Annotated in this window: 12 protein-coding genes and 1 pseudogene; 8 read left to right on the top strand and 5 right to left on the bottom strand. The window is 48.2% G+C overall.

Features of this window, described 5'->3' with window-relative positions:
- The first annotated feature begins 278 nt into the window (after window positions 1-278).
- From A8O25_RS20430 to A8O25_RS20400, 7 genes and pseudogenes are all read left to right on the top strand, one after another.
- Entirely contained in the window at window positions 279-515 is a 237-nt protein-coding gene (locus A8O25_RS20430; protein ID WP_066839187.1) for an antitoxin, read from the top strand.
- Window positions 508-915: a PIN domain-containing protein gene (locus A8O25_RS20425; protein WP_206598717.1), complete on the top strand. Its 408-nt coding sequence runs from the start codon at window positions 508-510 to the stop codon at window positions 913-915. Before A8O25_RS20430 ends, A8O25_RS20425 begins: the two co-directional genes overlap by 8 nt.
- 397 nt (window positions 916-1312) lie before the next feature.
- Window positions 1313-1871 (top strand): annotated as a pseudogene (locus A8O25_RS24155) (sugar O-acetyltransferase).
- Window positions 1872-2049: 178 nt separating this feature from the next.
- Window positions 2050-2832 (top strand): TIR domain-containing protein, encoded by a 783-nt coding sequence (locus A8O25_RS20415; RefSeq protein ID WP_066839185.1) that lies wholly within the window; start codon window positions 2050-2052, stop codon window positions 2830-2832.
- Between the two features lie 82 nt (window positions 2833-2914).
- A complete protein-coding gene (locus A8O25_RS20410; protein ID WP_066839178.1) occupies window positions 2915-3535 on the top strand; it encodes a hypothetical protein in 621 nt (206 codons plus the stop codon).
- Window positions 3536-3537: 2 nt separating this feature from the next.
- The gene (locus tag A8O25_RS20405; RefSeq protein WP_066839175.1) at window positions 3538-4104 is read left to right on the top strand and encodes a TIR domain-containing protein; all 567 of its coding nucleotides are present in this window, start codon (window positions 3538-3540) and stop codon (window positions 4102-4104) included.
- Between the two features lie 213 nt (window positions 4105-4317).
- Window positions 4318-7233, top strand: coding sequence for a PD-(D/E)XK nuclease family protein (locus tag A8O25_RS20400; RefSeq protein ID WP_066839173.1), 2916 nt, complete (start codon window positions 4318-4320; stop codon window positions 7231-7233).
- Between the two features lie 1420 nt (window positions 7234-8653).
- Here A8O25_RS20400 and A8O25_RS20395 read toward each other — a convergent pair.
- The 3 genes from A8O25_RS20395 to A8O25_RS20385 all read right to left on the bottom strand — a co-directional run bounded on the left by A8O25_RS20395 (window position 8654) and on the right by A8O25_RS20385 (window position 11644).
- Window positions 8654-9130, bottom strand: coding sequence for a DUF4920 domain-containing protein (locus A8O25_RS20395; protein WP_066839171.1), 477 nt, complete (start codon window positions 9128-9130; stop codon window positions 8654-8656).
- 421 nt (window positions 9131-9551) lie between these two features.
- On the bottom strand, window positions 9552-10859 hold the full coding sequence (locus tag A8O25_RS20390) for a CYP152 family fatty-acid peroxygenase CypC (protein ID WP_066839168.1): 1308 nt from the start codon (window positions 10857-10859) through the stop codon (window positions 9552-9554).
- A gap of 362 nt (window positions 10860-11221) precedes the next feature.
- Complete coding sequence (locus tag A8O25_RS20385) at window positions 11222-11644, bottom strand: DUF2062 domain-containing protein (protein WP_161947801.1); 423 nt, start codon at window positions 11642-11644, stop codon at window positions 11222-11224.
- Between the two features lie 430 nt (window positions 11645-12074).
- Between A8O25_RS20385 and A8O25_RS20380 the strand changes: the two genes are divergently transcribed.
- Complete coding sequence (locus A8O25_RS20380) at window positions 12075-13442, top strand: DNA recombination protein RmuC (RefSeq protein WP_066839162.1); 1368 nt, start codon at window positions 12075-12077, stop codon at window positions 13440-13442.
- Window positions 13443-13538: 96 nt separating this feature from the next.
- On the opposite strand, the gene A8O25_RS22550 is transcribed toward A8O25_RS20380, so the two are convergent.
- Both A8O25_RS22550 and A8O25_RS20375 read right to left on the bottom strand, forming a co-directional pair.
- A complete protein-coding gene (locus tag A8O25_RS22550) occupies window positions 13539-14201 on the bottom strand; it encodes a hypothetical protein (RefSeq protein WP_082893796.1) in 663 nt (220 codons plus the stop codon).
- A 624-nt stretch (window positions 14202-14825) separates the two neighbouring features.
- Window positions 14826-15542 (bottom strand): pirin family protein, encoded by a 717-nt coding sequence (locus A8O25_RS20375; protein ID WP_066839161.1) that lies wholly within the window; start codon window positions 15540-15542, stop codon window positions 14826-14828.
- Window positions 15543-16347: the final 805 nt, after the last annotated feature.

The raw sequence follows: 16347 nt of genomic DNA, 5'->3' as shown, positions 1-16347 counted from the left end.
TATTTTATTCTTGGTTTCGGGTTTGTTTTAACAGAAACAGCGAAAAACAGAAACCACTGGCATATGAAAAAACTTATCCGGTAGCCTTTGCCTGGCAGTTACAAAAACTCTAAACAGCTTCCTTGTTTAATAGTAAAGCAAATAGGAATCAATTATAACGTTTCCGCAAACCTTTATTTGCGGAAGCTTTTCCTGAAAACAGACCAACTGCGCTTATAGGGAAAAAGGAATATTCATAAGAAATCGTTAGTTTTAAGAACAAACCAAAAATCAGTGCCATGGCCTTTGAAACAATCAATATTCAGAACGAAGCTGGTTCACAGGCAATACGTATTCCTGAAAGCCACAAAATAAATGATGATAAAGTTTATGTCAAAAGGCTAGGGAATGCTCTTTACCTTATCCCCTACCACAACCCCTGGCAGAATCTTTTTGAAAGTTTAGAGAAGTTCACCCCTGACTTTATGGAAGATAGAAGTCAGCCGACAGAACAGAAAAGGGAGGCATTTGACTGATGGAGTATCTTCGGGACACAAACATCTGCATCTACATCATAAAGAAAAGGCCAGAGATTGTACTGGAAAGGTTCAAGGAGTTACCTCTCGGAAGCGTAGGAATTCAGCTATCACCCTGGCTGAACTGGAGTTTGGGATAAGAAAGAGCAGCAACCCAGACAGAAACCTTGAGGCGTTGAATCAATTTCTTGTGCCGCTTGACATCAAAGATTTCAACTATAATGCTACCGTTGAATACGGTAAAATAAGGGCGAACCTTGAAAAAGCAGGTATACCCATAGGGCCGCTGGACACCCTGATTGCCGCACATGCCGTTAGCCTAAATGCCACGCTAGTGACTAACAACGAGAAAGAGTTCAATAGAGTGACTGGTTTAAAAATTGAGAATTGGGCAAACTAAATCTGCGTAAGAATTAACACACATTGGCGCAAGCGTCCGCTTGTGTCCGCACGCATTCCTGTTTTTGACCTGTTTTTGGAAAAATAGCCCTAAAACGTGGACACAAGCGGACGCTTGCGCCAGAGATTGGAACAAAACCTTAACTGTTTAGGAAAATCTATTCAGTTACAGAACGATAGGTGCATCTGCATAAAAATAAAATTTCCTTACCCCCCACTGTCATCCTGAAAAGGACCTTGTGGGCGAACTAGAACAGCGGACAAGTAGCGCTTTCCCTTCCGCTCCCAAAATCATTTCCCACTGCTGTTTTTAGCCTCTTTTTCTAAAAACAGGCCGAAAACGGAAGATCTTTAGGGGAAGGAAAGCACGCCGCTTTTCCCAGACAAACACCTCCCCTATGAAAACAGAAAAAGAGAAAATGCTCTCGGGCGAGCTCTACAACGCTCTGGACCCGCAGCTGACCGAGGAACGGACGCAGGCGCGCCTCCTGCTCAAGGCCTTGAACGAAAGCCGCGAAGACCAACCCGAAGAATGCTAGCGCCTTCTGCGGCAGCTCCTCCCCCACGCCGCCGACTGCCTCTGGATTCAGCCACCCTTCTACTGCGACTATGGCTACAACCTCACGCTGGGCGAAAAGGTGTTCATCCACTTTAACTGCGTGGTGCTGGACGTGATGCCCGTGACCGTGGGCAGCCGCACCCTCTTTGGCCCCAACGTGCAAACTACACCGCCACCCCATGCACCACCAGGAACGGGCCAGCGGACTGGAGTTTGCCAAACCCATCACCATTGGCGAAGACGTCTGGATTGGCGGTGGCGCCATCATCTGCCCCGGCGTGACCATCGGGGACCGAACCGTGATTGGCGCAGGCAGCGTGGTCACCAAAGACATTCCCTCAGATGTGTTCGCGGCGGGGAATCCTTGCAGGGTGGTAAGGGGTTGGAGGGGTAATTAGACCAAGCTTTTATATATGTGAGAATAATTTTATTTTTTGCATTCTGTTTTGTAATTTGCCCTGAACATATTTATAAATACTGTATTCTAATTCAAAAAGTAATTTAATCAATTGAGAGCATGGACATAATAAAAGTTTGTGTACTTTCAATACTTTACAACAATTAATAAAAAGATGAATGGAATCTAACATTGGATTAATAAATGATTTAATAAATCAGGCTGAGGAAATTTCCTATCATAATGGTGAAAGAGACAGAGTTATAAAGCGGTCTGAAATGCTTTTTAGAAAAATATTTGGCAATGACACCCACTATATATCAGCATTAAAAAAAATAAGATTTTCACCCCAAATTTTTTCAACAAGCACACCCAACAGTACGTTCGAAAGAGCTTTTAATAATGGCAAAAGGGAACTGTTAAATCTATTAAGTGTGATCGCAGAAGATTTGCAACTAGAAAGTGTCATAAATCAGCCTAAAGCAACAGATAGCTCTATTAAAAATGATTCTAAGACTATATTTATAGTACATGGTCATAATGAAGAAATAAAATTAGCAGTAGCTAGAACATTAGAAAAATTAAAATTAGACCCAATAATACTGCATGAACAACCAAGTAAAGGCAGAACAATAATTGAAAAATTTACAGAAAACTCAGATGTCTCATTTGCCATAGCGATTCTATCTGCAGATGATATTGCATATGCTAGAAATGAAAATCCTGAGAATCTAAGATATCGAGCAAGGCAAAATGTAATATTTGAACTTGGTTATTTTATTGGAAAATTGGGAAGAGATAGAGTTCTGGCATTACATGAAGCAGTTGAAGATTTTGAAATTCCGTCTGATTATAGCGGTGTCCTTTTTGTGCCATACGATAAAACTGGTAAATGGCAATTCAATTTAGTTAAAGAATTAAAAGCTGTTGGAGTATCAGTCGATGCAAACAACATAATTTAACTTTAAAATTAGCTTTTTAAAATACATTTCATCTAGGCTCATTTAACAAAACTTTACTTCTGCCTTCTGCTCAATAAATTACATGAAAAACGGAGTGATTTTTACGGTCTTTAAAGTTCTATTAGAAGGTCTCAACTATTTATCACTTGTTGAGTTCTTTAAGTATATTTCTATTAAATATTTTGCAAATCCTAATGATTTACAAAGTAGAATTACTGCATCAAGATTAGCTGTTGATACATTTATCATATTAAAGTGGCTATTATTAATACTTGCTATGATTAATGGTTGGACTTCTATTTATTTAACTATAATAGTATGGTATTTAATTTATTCTAACCTTTATACATATTTCTATTATCATGTATGGAGCAAAGATTCAATGAATACTGAAGATTTTGATATTGACAGGGTTCGTAGACGCTTTATAACTTTGATGCTATCAATTGGTTTTTCAAATTTATGTTTTGCATATCTTTTTAGATTTCCTTACATAAAGAATTTTGAGTGGAGTGATAAAATCCCCCTTAACACAAAAGCTATTTGGTTCAGTTTTGCTAACTCACTTACAGCAAATTATGAATATGTCAAACCAATTACACAAAATGGCGCTGTAATAACAGTTACGCAATTAATTGTTAGTTTTATTTTCCTAACCCTAATTCTTGGCAAATCATTACCTCAAACTAAATCAATTATATAATTATGGCCTACAGAATTGGAACATACGTCGCATTTGCAGCTGACGGAAATACTGACTTTACAAAATCAGATATTAGATTCTACAATCTATTAAAAGGCTGGAATTCAATGAAAGACAGAACTTTTAAGTTCATCAATCCTCATGAAAAAGGGCCCCAACTAAGAGGAGAAAGTCAAGAGGAGACAATTAAAAGAACTTTGCGTTCAAGATTGGATAATAGCAAAAGATTTTTACTTCTTGTTGGAAATACAACTAGACTTGATAATGATTTCGTCCCATATGAGATTGAATATGCTATAGATAAGTGTAAATTACCAGTTATAGTTGTTTACGTAAATTATAAAGTCAGAATTACAGATTCTTGCCCTACAAATCTTAAAGCGTTACTTCCTAGCTCCCTAATAGAAAGAATTAATAATGGGACAGCAAAAACAATTCATATTCCTTTTCGTGAAAGAATAATTAATAAAGCAATTAAAGATTTTGATTTCAACAGTCTTCCTTCTTATAATTTTAGTTTATATTTAGATTCAGTATATGATTCTATTTATAAGCCAGGTGAAATTTAAACTCACTACAATTTTTAAATACCAAAAAAATAAACTTAAAAGGTATAATAACTAAATTAATTTAAAAAAATTTGATAAAAACAACAATATTTGGTCTAAAATTTATAATACTTCAATCGCTAATTATTTTTTGTTTCACCCTCTTTTCCAAAAACTAGCCCAAAAACGTAGTATCTTTACTGTCCGCGCCAGACCATAAGATACTACACCCACATGTACTCGTTCCTGCGGCAGACCGCCGAGCATATTTACCAAACCTACGCAGACCGCCTCAGCGACCTGTGCATTGTGCTGCCCACCCGTCGGGCCACGCTGTATTTCAAGAATGCCCTGGCGCAGGCCGCGCCCACGGGTATCTGGTCGCCGCAGATTTACTCCATGGAAGACTTTGTCTGCAACATGGCCAACGTAGAGGTGCTGGAACCGCTGCACCTGCAGCTAGACCTTTATGACCTCCTGCTGCGGGTAGACCCCAAGCTGGACTTCGACCAGTTTGTGGGCTGGAGCGCCACCCTGCTGGAAGATTTCTCCCGCCTGGACATGGAACTGGTAGATGCGCACAAGGTATTTGAGTACGTGAGCGAGGCCAAGGCCCTGGAGCGGTGGGACCCGGGCAAACCCGGCAGCAGCGCCCCCACCCCCAACGTGAAGCAGTATTTCCAGCTCTGGGCCAACCTGGAGCAGACCTACCACGCCCTGCAGGCGCACCTGCAGCAAAACAAGCAAGCCTATACGGGCATGGCTTTCAGAATGGTGGCCAACCGTATCAAAGACATCGCGCAAAGCGAGCAGGGCCCTTACCGCTACCTGTTCGTCGGGCTGAACGCCCTGAGCCGCGCCGAGCAGAAAATCATCCAGACCCTGCTGGAGGCCGGCAAAGCCGAAGTCTTCTTCGACTCAGATGACTACTACATGGCCCCCGAGGCCGATAAGCGGGCGGGGCATTTCCTGAAGCGCTACAAAGCCAAATGGCCGCTGCCCCAATGGAACTGGCAACAGAACCTCCTGCTCTCAGATACCAAAGAGATAAACGCCATTGGGGTGGCCAACGCCAGCATGCAGGGCAAGATTGCGGGGCAGCTCCTGCGGGAAATCCGCCAGCAGGACCCCTCCGCCGAAATCGCTATCATTCTGCCCGATGAGACCCTGCTCCTGCCCGTGCTGCACTCCATCTCAGACGAGGTCACCGATTACAACGTCACCATGGGCTTGTCGTTCAAGGGCACGCCCCTGTTCAACCTCATTGACCTGCTCTTTGAGGTGCACCTCACGGGCGTGGTGCAGCCAAGTGATACGGGTTACAAAATCAACCGCTACCACCACCTGGCCGTCACCAAACTGCTGCAGCACCCTTTCCTGCGGCGCTATGAACAGTATCTTAACAGCATAGCAGAGCGCGAAGCCGATTTAGACCTGTTCCAGCACGTGCTGGACGAGATGGTGGCCCGCAACAACGTCTTGCTCACCGCCGAGGAACTCATCAAGCTGGGCCGCGAGCACCCTATGTTCATCACGCTCTTCAGAACCTGGAACGACTGCACCGACCTTATTGACACGCTTTACCAACTGGTAGATGCCCTGGGCCGCATTTACCGCGTGGAGACCGAGAACCCCATTGAAACCGAGTATCTCTATATCCTCTACACCATCGTGAAGCGGCTGGACACGCTCTTTGACTGCCGCGAGCACAAGATTTCGGTACGCAGTTTCAAGAAGTTCCTCTACGAGCAGATTGGCAACACCAAGCTTCCGTTCAGCGGTGAGCCCATCTCGCCCACGCAGGTCATGGGGATGCTGGAAACCCGCGCCCTGGACTTTGAGAACCTCATCATCTTGAGCGTGAACGAGAACGTGCTGCCCCAGCCCAAGAAGCAGACTTCTCTATTTCCGTATGACGTGCTGCGCACCTTCGGGCTGCCTACCTATGCCGAACAGGAAAGCATTACCTCCTACTATTTCTACCGCCTGCTGCAACGCGCCAAGCGGGTGAACCTGCTGTACGTTTTGCCCTCAGACACCTACGGCTCCGGCGAAAGGAGCAGGTTTATTCTGCAGTTGCAGCATGACCTGGCCCTGCGCAATCCCAACATCAAATTCAGGGAACTGACCGCCGTTGTAGAACAGCTGGACACGAAGGAATACGAGCCCGACATCATCATCCAGAAAGACGAAGAAGTACTGTTCAAGCTGAAGGAACAGCTCCGCCGCGGCCTGTACCCCTCGCACCTGAACCAGTTCGTGAACTGCTCCCTGCAATACTATTTCAGCCGCATCGCCAAGCTGGAAGAAGTAGAGGAGATAGACGAAGCCATCGGCGCCGACACTTTCGGGACCATTGTGCACCAGGTGCTGGAGGACTATTTCAAGCCCTACGCCGAGGAAGGAAATCCCATAGAGCGGTCCGATGTGGAGCGCATGCTGGCGGGGCTGGAAACCAAAGTGCAGCAGGAGTTCAAGCGCGGCACCCTGGGCAACCTGCCAGAGCAAGGCATGAACCTCATTCTCTACAAAGTAGCGGTGCAGCTGCTCACCCGCTACCTGCAGGGGCTTCTGGAGTCAGAGGAACTGCCGCTCTACATCTTGCAACTGGAAGAAACCCTGCTCACCGATTTAGACGTCAGCCTGCCCTCCGGCGAGAAAATCACCGCCCGCATCGCCGGTAAAGCCGACCGCATTGACCTGAGCGGCACCACCCTGCGCGTGATTGACTACAAAACCGGCAAAGTAGAAGCCCGTAACCTCAAGGTCAACCCCGAGGACCTGGAAACCACCCTCCTCCACGACCGCCACCTGGATAAAGTCCGCCAGCTCTGGCTCTACCGCTACATCCTGGCCAAGGAAATCCAGAAAGGCAGCCTCCTAGAGAGCAAAGTCCTGAACCTGCCCAAAAGCCACTATGATTTTGAAGCGGGCATTATCTCCTTCCGGAACCTCGGCGCGGGTGTGTTAACCTCAGAATTGCCTTTTGTAGACGCCGCCGGTGCTCCGGCAGATTTTATGAGTACTTCTGAACGGCTGTTGAAAGAGCTGGTGCTGCATATGCTGAACCCAGAGGAGCCGATTAGAAAGACCAATGATTTGGAGACTTGTCAATTTTGCCCGTACAAGACCATTTGCGCGCGGGGGTAGTGATTGGCCCAGACGCTCGCAGGTCCTCCGGACGCTACGAGGTCTTTTGAGCAGGCGGTGAAGCGGTGGCTTGAGTAGATTCTGTTTTTGGCTTGTTTTCCAGAAAACAGGTCAAAAACAGAACAGCGGTGTTCCTTATCCCTGGGGGAGAAGGTCAGTATGAGGGGAGAAACGGTTCAATTGGTAGTGCAACGGCTACTGGCACAGACGCTCGCAGGTCTGTAAGACGCTGCGAGGTCTTTTGAGCAGGCGATATTAAGATGACTGGCAAATTGAACCCACCCCTGCCCCTCCGAGGAGGGGAATTATCTGGAATGCGTAGACCTGCTGGTGCAAACATCCCCCTTCGCCCCCTTCAAAGGGGGAGTATCGGAGTGAGTTCTGAGTTCTGAGTCCTGAGTCCTTTCATTTTCCCTTAGGAGATTCAGTACGAACGAAGTAGCAATGCCTGGTCTCGCAGCCGCGCCGCGAGGGCAGCCAGAGACCGCCCGTCAGCTGTAGGCACGCGTCTGGAGGCTCGCGCAAGCGGGAATATCATCTGGAGTTAGAAGGCACGGAAGTAACTTCCGCGCCATAGAGGGCAGAAGAGGGAGTTATAGAGGGCAGAAGTAATGTGAGGCTGCCGCCTCATGGAAGCTGAAAGCTTCCGCCATTATAGGTCCAAGTTGGAAACTTGAACCAGAGAAAAACAATCAGCAACAGACAATCAACAATTCTGCCCCTGGCTGATGTGCGCAGCACGGGCTCGTCTCAGGCTAGCGGGACTGCAATAGTTACCTGCAAACCAATTAACAACCAGAGAAGCTGATCAGGAAAGGAACCTGAACCAGTCCTGGCGGTGAGCGCCTCTGTTAATACGGTGCCGCTCCAGCGGCAAGGCCGGAGGGCCTAGTTTTAACAGCAGTGCTCACCGCCAGGACGGGGCCCCGCGGCCGTGAGCGCTTACCGGAGAAGATGAAACAACACAGCTCGTGAGGCACTGTCAACAGCAGACCAGCCAAGGGAACAGCAGACTACGCATTCCTGCAGCAGCAAGTGCCACCGCCAAGGGAACAGCAGACTACGGCACAGCAGCCCAGCCAAGGGAACAGCAAACTACGCATCACCACAACAGCAGCAATAAGTCACTAACCCCAGCATCAAAAAGCTCAGCCAAGAGAGCAGCAAACTTCGCTCTGGAGTTTCCCGCCATACCAGGGCAACAGCAAACATCGCACGGCGTAAACCCCAAGCCAGGGGAAAAACAGACCCAGCAATGCCCATGAACGCATCTCCCTTCCTTCGGTAAGCACAGAATGACCAAAGGAAATTTACTATAAAGCGTTTTTGGCCTGTTTTTCCCAAAACAGGCCGAAAACAGAAAGGCCCTTCTTCTACCGTTTCAGGTAAAAGAAGAGCCTTGTGCTAAAAGCAAACAGCTCTATTTCACTACCAGCACCCCGTCTGCTACAATTTCAATATCACGCTTAGGCTGGGTAATGGCGGCGATCTCTTCCTTGCTCTTGCCGGCATCCTGCGCGAAGTGCTGCAGACGCTCCACAGACGTTTCCTTCACTTTGGCGTTGCCTTCCACCACAACGGTTTTACCTACAATGTCCTGCGGCATGAAGAACGCGTAATCAGTGAATTTCACCATCACGGGTTCGCCGTTGGCGCGGGCCAGTTTCATGAAGCAGCCTTTTTTCTTGCATACTTCCACCACGGTGCCTTCAATCTTGCCGGTGTACTCGGGGGCATTTTCCAGTTTAGAAGCCAATTCAGGAAGTTGAACCGCTTTTTTGGCGGTTACTTTTTTGCCATAGGTTACCCCCGGTTTGGCAGAAGGAATGTCTTTCTGCTGAGCAAACGCGAATGAAACCGAGAACAGGGCAAGCAAGAGAAAGGAGGCTCTTTTCATAGTAACTATTTTTTATGGTTGAATGACAAAGACTTATGCAAGAATATTGACAGCAAAACAACATTGTTTCTGGGCACAAATATAAAATACTTCGCATACCAATGTGCACACACAACGTGTTTACTTCCAAATAAATTCTATCAGTCCCCTGTAAATTATCCCTTTCCCTCAGAGCATGTTTCAATCTGACTGCTGGGCAGCAAATGGGCACCAAAAGAACCTGGCCGCGTGGTTGCCTCGCACCCTTACGGGGCAATGCCGCTCAAAAACGCACTAGAAGCACCTTTAACTCCCCGTTGTCACAGACAGAACAAAATGTAAACCAGCTCTAAAACGTTTTCGGCCTGTTTTTCTCAAAACAGCGAAAACGGAAAAAACCACCATTCAAAAAAATCACCATTAAAATTGGACGGTCTCACGCCTACCCATGATGGAACGGACATTTAGACAGGGTGGTCATTCCCGTATCTTCCTCCGCCACCTGTCTGCCCCTCACCTGCCGCATGATGAACTTGCTCTTGGGGTAGGTGGGCATCCGGTGCAGGCTGAAAGACAGATCCTGCGGCGGCACGTCATACTCCAGGTATTTAGAAAGATACAGCATTGACACTTTCATGGCTTCAATGGTCACCCATTCGCCGGCGCAGCGGTGGCCGGTAAAATGGTCGCCCCCGCCCTGCGGAATAAAATCATAGGCGCTGCCTTTCCAGTCTCTGAACCGGTACGGGTAGAACTGGTCTGGGTGCTCCCAAATCTGCGGGTCATGCAACGCGCCGTACATGTCTAACAACACCAGCGTGCCTTTCTGGAAGTCATGCCCGCCCCAGCTGAAATCATTTTTCACGCGGTTGCCCAGAAACGGCCCGAACGGATAATACCTGCGCACTTCCTGCACAAACCACTCCAGGTAGTTCTCTTCGCCCTCGGCAATTTTTTGGCGGGCTACGGGGTGCTCATGCAGCGCCACCGCCCCAAAGGTGATGTACCAGGCAATGGCCACCATGGGGCGCAGCAGGTTTATCAACTCAATGGCCGCCATGCGCGGGTCCAGCAACTCGTCTTCTAAATCCCGGTGGAAGGCAATGACGTGGGCGGGGGATTGGTCAGGGACTGTTATCTTCCCTTTCCTGATGTCTTTGATGATCTGCTCCACCCACTTCTCAGTCCTCCTGCGGGCGCGCCTGCCGCGCCAGTGCCTGGGGCCCACCCCCCCGAACGCATCAACCATGGCGGTGAAATCCTGCGCCCAATACCGCACCTCGCTTTCGTTCACGGGTACGCCCGTCCAGGCGCACGCCACGCGGCAAAGTAGTTCCTGGCTTTCTTCAAACAGCACCACCTCCTCTAGCTGCTCCCATTTCTGACTGAACGCCTGCCACTGGTCCAACAGCAGCCGGTTCAGGGAATGCAGACTGTGTGGTGTCATCAATGACATGAACATGGCTTTGCGGTGCCGGTGGGCGTCGCCGTCCATTGTCTGGATAGCGTTTTCGCCCATTAATGATTTCTGGATTCTGCCCGGAATAGCCCCAAAGCGCATGAACTTGTCAAAATCATAGAAGACTTTGGCTCCTTCTTCGCCGTGCAGGCACACCACGTTCTGGAGCATGACGCGGGTTTTGAAGATGTTGGAGTTGAACTTCTCAACCCGGTTCTGGATAAACGGGAATCCTTCCTGCAAGAGGTGGTGGGAATGGTCCAGGCCTTTTTCTTCCGGAATGGTACTCATGTGCAAATGCTTTCGTTCTTTAGATATGATTCTTCAGGTAAGAGCTTGTTTCAATTTTGTTTTTGCCCGCGAAAACCAGGACCTAAAGGTTCTGACGAAGCGATTTTTGAACAGCGTAGCAGCACTACGGTGAGAAAAAATGGCAAAGTCAGGTACTTTTGATACACGTTGGCAGCGCAAGAGATAAATTGAAACATGCTCTAAAGCGTACGCATGATTCCCCCGGGTGTTTTCTTCCCAGATAAATGTAGTAGTTACCGCAGGAACAACAGTAGCGGCAGAATAAGATGGATTCTTCTAAAAGAGGGGAGCCGGCTGTTTTCGGGCTGTTTTGGCCAAAACAGGCCAGAAACAGAAATGTGTTACTGTGGCGGCAACACGCGGTGCAGCACCTTCCGGCTGGAGAAGTAAACGGCCAGCCCAAAGGGGACGAAGCAAAGCAACCAGGCCAGAATGCCTACCAAATTTGCCACCCACAGCTGTTGCAGGGCGTGCAGCCAGTCGGCGGCGAACATGGAGGTGAGTTTGTCAATGGAGAATTGTATGGGTGTTACCGGGAAAATGGTTTGGCCCAGGTCTACAAACGGCACGTAAAGCGCCAGCTGGAACGGCTGCATGAGGTAGCCCAGCACAATGGTAAACGCCACGTTCAGCCGCAGGCGCAGCGCCCAGAAGGTACACAACACAGTGGTGAGGCCAATGAACGGGATCATCCCGAAGCCCGTGCCCAGCGTAATGGTCAGGGCCAGCTGGTGCGGCGTAAACCCCTGCTTGGCCAGCGCCATAAGCGGTTCCCACAGCTTCCGCCGTATAAATCTCCCTATTCCTATATTCGCTCGTAAAATCACGGCCATACTGCTTATTCTTCCTGAACTTGTTCCTGCACTCCCCTTACGTAGGTAACGTTAAAAGTTGTGCCGGCAACGCATTTTGGGCCAAGAAAAACCATTTTTCTTTTTTATGGCCCGCTTCCCTTTCCCCTGCCTGAGAACAGGCACGTTTCAGGCAGGGGAAAGAAGGAAAAGTACATTCATTAATACCGGAAACCCCGGCAGGTAACCACTCTACAACAGCTTAAATTCGTCATTGTTTACTGTTACTTCTTTATAGACAGCCAAAGGGCTTGCTAACCCTATTGCCTTTGCGAATTTTTTTAGCCTTCGGCACTTTTGTAGTACCTTTAACTGTTCCCAAGGCTAAACAAGCTCCGCTCCCATGGATTTTACGCTCCCGCTTCTCGCTTTTCTGGTTGGCGCCATTCTGGTGTATTTTCTGATTCAGTCCCGGCTTTCCGCTCTGCGGAACACTATGCAGCAGCATGAACTGGACAAAGCCTTTGCGGTGAAGCAGCACGAAGCCGCCGTACAGGAGGCCCAGAAACTGCAGGAATCGCTACGCCGCGAGCAAAGTAAGGTGCTGGAGCTGCACGCCGAAGTCACCCGTGCCGAAAACGATATTTACCACCTCAAGCAGAAACTGGCAGACGAGCGGGCCGAGCTGTCTCAGCTGCGCGAAACATTCATGCAGCAGTTCACCCAGGTCTCTAACCAGGTACTGGTGACCAACGCCGAACACTTCCGGAAAGCCTCGGCGGAGAATTTGGAGCAGGTGCTGAGCCCGTTGAAAGAGCGCATCAAGGAGTTTGAGAGCAAGGTGGAGCAGACGTATGAGAAGACACTCAAAGACACCACCTCGCTCAAAGAGCAGATCACCTTCATGGCCAGCCTGAACCAGCAGATGAGCCAGGACGCGCTCAACCTCACCAAAGCCCTGCGCGGCGAAAAGAAAGCCCAGGGCAACTGGGGCGAGTACCTGCTGGAGAACCTGCTGGAGAAATCTGGGCTGGAGCGCAATGTGCATTACCGCCGCGAACAGGTGCTGCAGCATGACGACGCCAAAATCTACCGCCCAGACGTGATCATTGACCTCCCTGACAACAAGCACCTCATCATTGACTCTAAAGTGAGTCTGGTGGCCTATGACGCCTATTGCAACTGTGAAGACGAGGCCCAGCAGCAGTTGCACCTGAAAAGCCACGTGCAAAGCCTGCGCGCGCACTTCACTGATTTGAGCCGCAAAAATTACCAGCACCTGCACGGCATCAGCTCCCCAGATTTTGTGCTGATGTACATCCCTATTGAACCGGCCTTCAACCTGGCCATACAGCAGGACCGTGATTTGTTTCTGGAGGCGCTGGACCGCAACATTGTCTTTGTCACCACCTCCACCCTGCTGGCTACCCTCAGAACCGTGGCCAGCGTCTGGAAACAGGAAAGCCAGAAACGCAACGTGCTGCGCATAGCCGAGGAGAGCGGCAAGCTCTATGACAAATTCGCTAACTTCTTAGAAGACCTCAAAGACATTGGCGTAAACCTGGACCGAAGCCAGCAGAAATACCACGCAGCCATGAACAAACTCAGTGAGGGCAACGGGAATCTGCTGAAAAAAGTGGAGCTGCTCAAAAAACTGGGCGCCCGCACCAGCAAAACCATGGAAACCCAGTGGCTGCACAACACATCAGCGGTAGCCCCTGCCCTGCCCTCTGAGGCAGAACAACCCCAGGAAAACCTGGAAGAGGTGTAATCAAGCTTCTGTTTCCGGGCTACTTTTGGGAAAACAGGACAAAAAGAAAGGCAGCTGGTATGAGCTGCCTTTCCTGTTTTAAACCGTTGGCTAGAATCAACCACCAGTGGTGGTGCCTCCTGTAGTGGTTCCGGTGGTTCCGGTTGTACCAGTGGTTCCGGTAGTTCCTGTTGTACCGGTCGTTCCGGTGGTACCTGTGGTTCCGGTAGTTCCAGTTGTACCAGTGGTTCCTGTTGTTCCTGTCGTACCAGTAGTTCCAGTTGTACCAGTTGTTCCTGTTGTTCCTGTTGTACCAGTAGTTCCGGTCGTACCAGTGGTTCCTGTCGTACCAGTGGTACCCGTAGTACCGGTTGTTCCAGTAGTACCGGTTGTTCCAGTAGTACCGGTTGTTCCGGTAGTTCCAGTGGTTCCTGTTGTTCCGGTAGTTCCAGTGGTTCCTGTTGTTCCGGTAGTTCCAGTGGTACCTGTGGTTCCGGTAGTTCCAGTAGTACCGGTTGTTCCGGTAGTTCCAGTAGTACCGGTTGTTCCGGTCGTACCGGTTGTTCCGGTCGTACCAGTGGTTCCTGTTGTTCCGGTGGTACCGGTTGTTCCGGTCGTACCAGTCGTTCCGGTAGTTCCGGTTGTGCCCGTACTACCTGTGCTACCAGTAGTGTTGCTTGATGGGTTTACTGTTGAATCATCATCGTCATCACAGGAAGCCAATGTTACTGCCGTCACAAACATAGGAGCGACCAGCAAGGATAGCCATTTCTTTTTCATAGTCTTACTTTATTAATATTTTAAAACAAACACAGGTTTCTTATACGTTTGTTTTTTAATAAGTTATCAGCAATTAAAAAGAATAAATACGTATTCTGCCATTTACATCCTCTCCACCTGTATATTACAATAATACTATTCTTTAATTTTTACCTTTAACAATACACTATATTTTACATAAGAAAAAAATAGATTGAGCCCCTCAAATGGCTCCCCTTTTCCAATCAACAGTTTCAGCAACTGCTGATATGGGCAGGTGAAAGCAGTTCATGAAAATTGGTTAGAAAGAGGGATTGGCGAAGAGGTCACAGGAAATTCCAGGGAAAGTAGCCACTCAACCACGTTCCAATAGGTTGAGCAGAGGAAAATCAAAGGCAACAAGCGTTTTCGTCCTGTTTTTGGAAAAACAGCCGAAAACAGAAGGTAAAACTGATTGCCCAAGCCGGAGCAAAAGCTATTATGAATATATGATTTTTTGGAACGTTTACAGTGGGCCAGAGGGAAGTGAGGCTGCAGCGGTTTTAAGCCTAATGCAGCACAACCAAGCCTAGATTAAACGGAAACATGTTTCACACAGCCCCACGGCGGCACACGTAGAACCGTACACACAGGACTTAATTGCTATCAATAATTGGCTTCTACCCCAGGCAAATCAATTAAAATAAATGAACTGTCGGCTGTGGCTCTGATCCGGAGGGCATCAATGTCTGAGGAACGCACCTGGTCATTTTTCTGCACCTGCATCCCGTTCACAAAGATCTCTCCGCTGGTCACATATATAAAGCCTTTCCTGATGGGCGAGGTTTTGAAATCTATTTCTTTTTCCTCCTCCAGATTGGCATAATAGATGGTTGAATTTGAGTTGATGTAAACAATGTCTTCCAGCACCTTCTGCCCCGTCACTAACGGCAATAAGGTGTTTTTCTCCTTTAGAAAATTGACTTCTTTTTGTTCATAGCTAGGAGAAAGCCCCTTTTTGTTGGGGATAAACCACAGCTGGTACAGATGGAGGTCGCTGTCCTGGTGGTTCGTTTCAGAATGGCTCACTCCCGTACCGGTGGTCATGCGCTGCACTTCGCCGGCACTGATCACCGTTTTATTCCCGAGGCTGTCGGTGTGAGAGACTTGGCCCTCCAGCACAATAGTCACAATCTCCATCTCAGAATGGGCATGCTCAGGAAATCCGCTTTTTGCAGAGATATAGTCATCGTTGAAGACCCTGAGCGGCCCCCACTGCAGATTGTTCATGTCATAGTGCTCGGCAAACGAAAAGAGAAAATATGAGTTCAGCCAGCCGTGGGAGGCATGGTACCGCTCAGACGCTGAGATTACATTAACCATGAGTACGTAGTTTTCAGGATAGTAAGTAGTATTAACCCTCTTACGTACACCCCGGAGTTGGGTTCCTGCGGGTAAAAGCACCACTTTTAACCTGAGGGTTCAGAAATGCCTGCATGGTTTTGTTCAGCCAAGGGGCGCAGCCCTCCCCCATATAATTAAGACATTTAAACGACCGTGGCTGTATGCAACTTTTAGGCAGACAGCCTTCTTTTTCTATCCCAGTAACCGGCTTTACCTTTCTCCGGTAAAAGCAAGAACCAGAGATAGAACCAAAAGTCAGATCATAAAAAGCAGCAATAATTATCCGACTCGTTTTTGGCCTGTTTTTCATAAAACAGACAAAAAACAGCGATAACTCCTACCCTTTGCAGCACCATTCACCTTAACTAGGCATGATGCAGAACTTCTTTAGCAAAGGTGCATAAGCAGCTGCTAGAGGCAGTTTGGCTATGGTTGATTTAGAGCAAGAGTCACTATTGATTTGTGAGGGTAGAGTGTCAGGCTGTTTTCTATATGGCCCCGGAGGCTCATAGCAGCAGTTGCGCCAACCAGGTGATTAACTGAGAGAACGCAACCTCTTGTTACGGTTCTTTACTATATGAAACCTAGATCTACACTACTCAGCGGGCGAAGATTCAGAACAGAGAACCTGGTGCATAGACAAGCTTCCATTTCCAGATTAGATTAACTCTCCGGTCCCGCCGGGATCCCCTGCCCCAAGGTCGCCTTTACCGCTTTTAGAAATCTGATAATGTTCAGGGGAAAACAAACACCCCTCTGTTTTGGGGCTGTTTTTCAAAAAACA

This window comes from Rufibacter ruber (assembly GCF_001647275.1).
Lineage (GTDB): Bacteria > Bacteroidota > Bacteroidia > Cytophagales > Hymenobacteraceae > Nibribacter > Nibribacter ruber_C.
The sequence above is the reverse complement of the archived record's forward strand: the minus strand, read 5'-3'. Positions and strand labels throughout refer to the sequence as shown.

What these genes read in the sequence shown, in the direction of transcription:
- A8O25_RS20385 (WP_161947801.1), bottom strand. Translation starts at nt 11,644, where the DNA reads ATGGCGCTGGCCAAGCAGGGGTTTACGCCGCACCAGCTGGCCCTGACC.
- A8O25_RS20410 (WP_066839178.1), top strand. Translation starts at nt 2,915, where the DNA reads ATGAAAAACGGAGTGATTTTTACGGTCTTTAAAGTTCTATTAGAAGGT.
- A8O25_RS22550 (WP_082893796.1), bottom strand. Translation starts at nt 14,201, where the DNA reads ATGAAAAAGAAATGGCTATCCTTGCTGGTCGCTCCTATGTTTGTGACG.
- A8O25_RS20380 (WP_066839162.1), top strand. Translation starts at nt 12,075, where the DNA reads ATGGATTTTACGCTCCCGCTTCTCGCTTTTCTGGTTGGCGCCATTCTG.
- A8O25_RS20375 (WP_066839161.1), bottom strand. Translation starts at nt 15,542, where the DNA reads ATGGTTAATGTAATCTCAGCGTCTGAGCGGTACCATGCCTCCCACGGC.
- A8O25_RS20405 (WP_066839175.1), top strand. Translation starts at nt 3,538, where the DNA reads ATGGCCTACAGAATTGGAACATACGTCGCATTTGCAGCTGACGGAAAT.
- A8O25_RS20430 (WP_066839187.1), top strand. Translation starts at nt 279, where the DNA reads ATGGCCTTTGAAACAATCAATATTCAGAACGAAGCTGGTTCACAGGCA.
- A8O25_RS20390 (WP_066839168.1), bottom strand. Translation starts at nt 10,859, where the DNA reads ATGAGTACCATTCCGGAAGAAAAAGGCCTGGACCATTCCCACCACCTC.
- A8O25_RS20395 (WP_066839171.1), bottom strand. Translation starts at nt 9,130, where the DNA reads ATGAAAAGAGCCTCCTTTCTCTTGCTTGCCCTGTTCTCGGTTTCATTC.
- A8O25_RS20400 (WP_066839173.1), top strand. Translation starts at nt 4,318, where the DNA reads ATGTACTCGTTCCTGCGGCAGACCGCCGAGCATATTTACCAAACCTAC.
- A8O25_RS20415 (WP_066839185.1), top strand. Translation starts at nt 2,050, where the DNA reads ATGGAATCTAACATTGGATTAATAAATGATTTAATAAATCAGGCTGAG.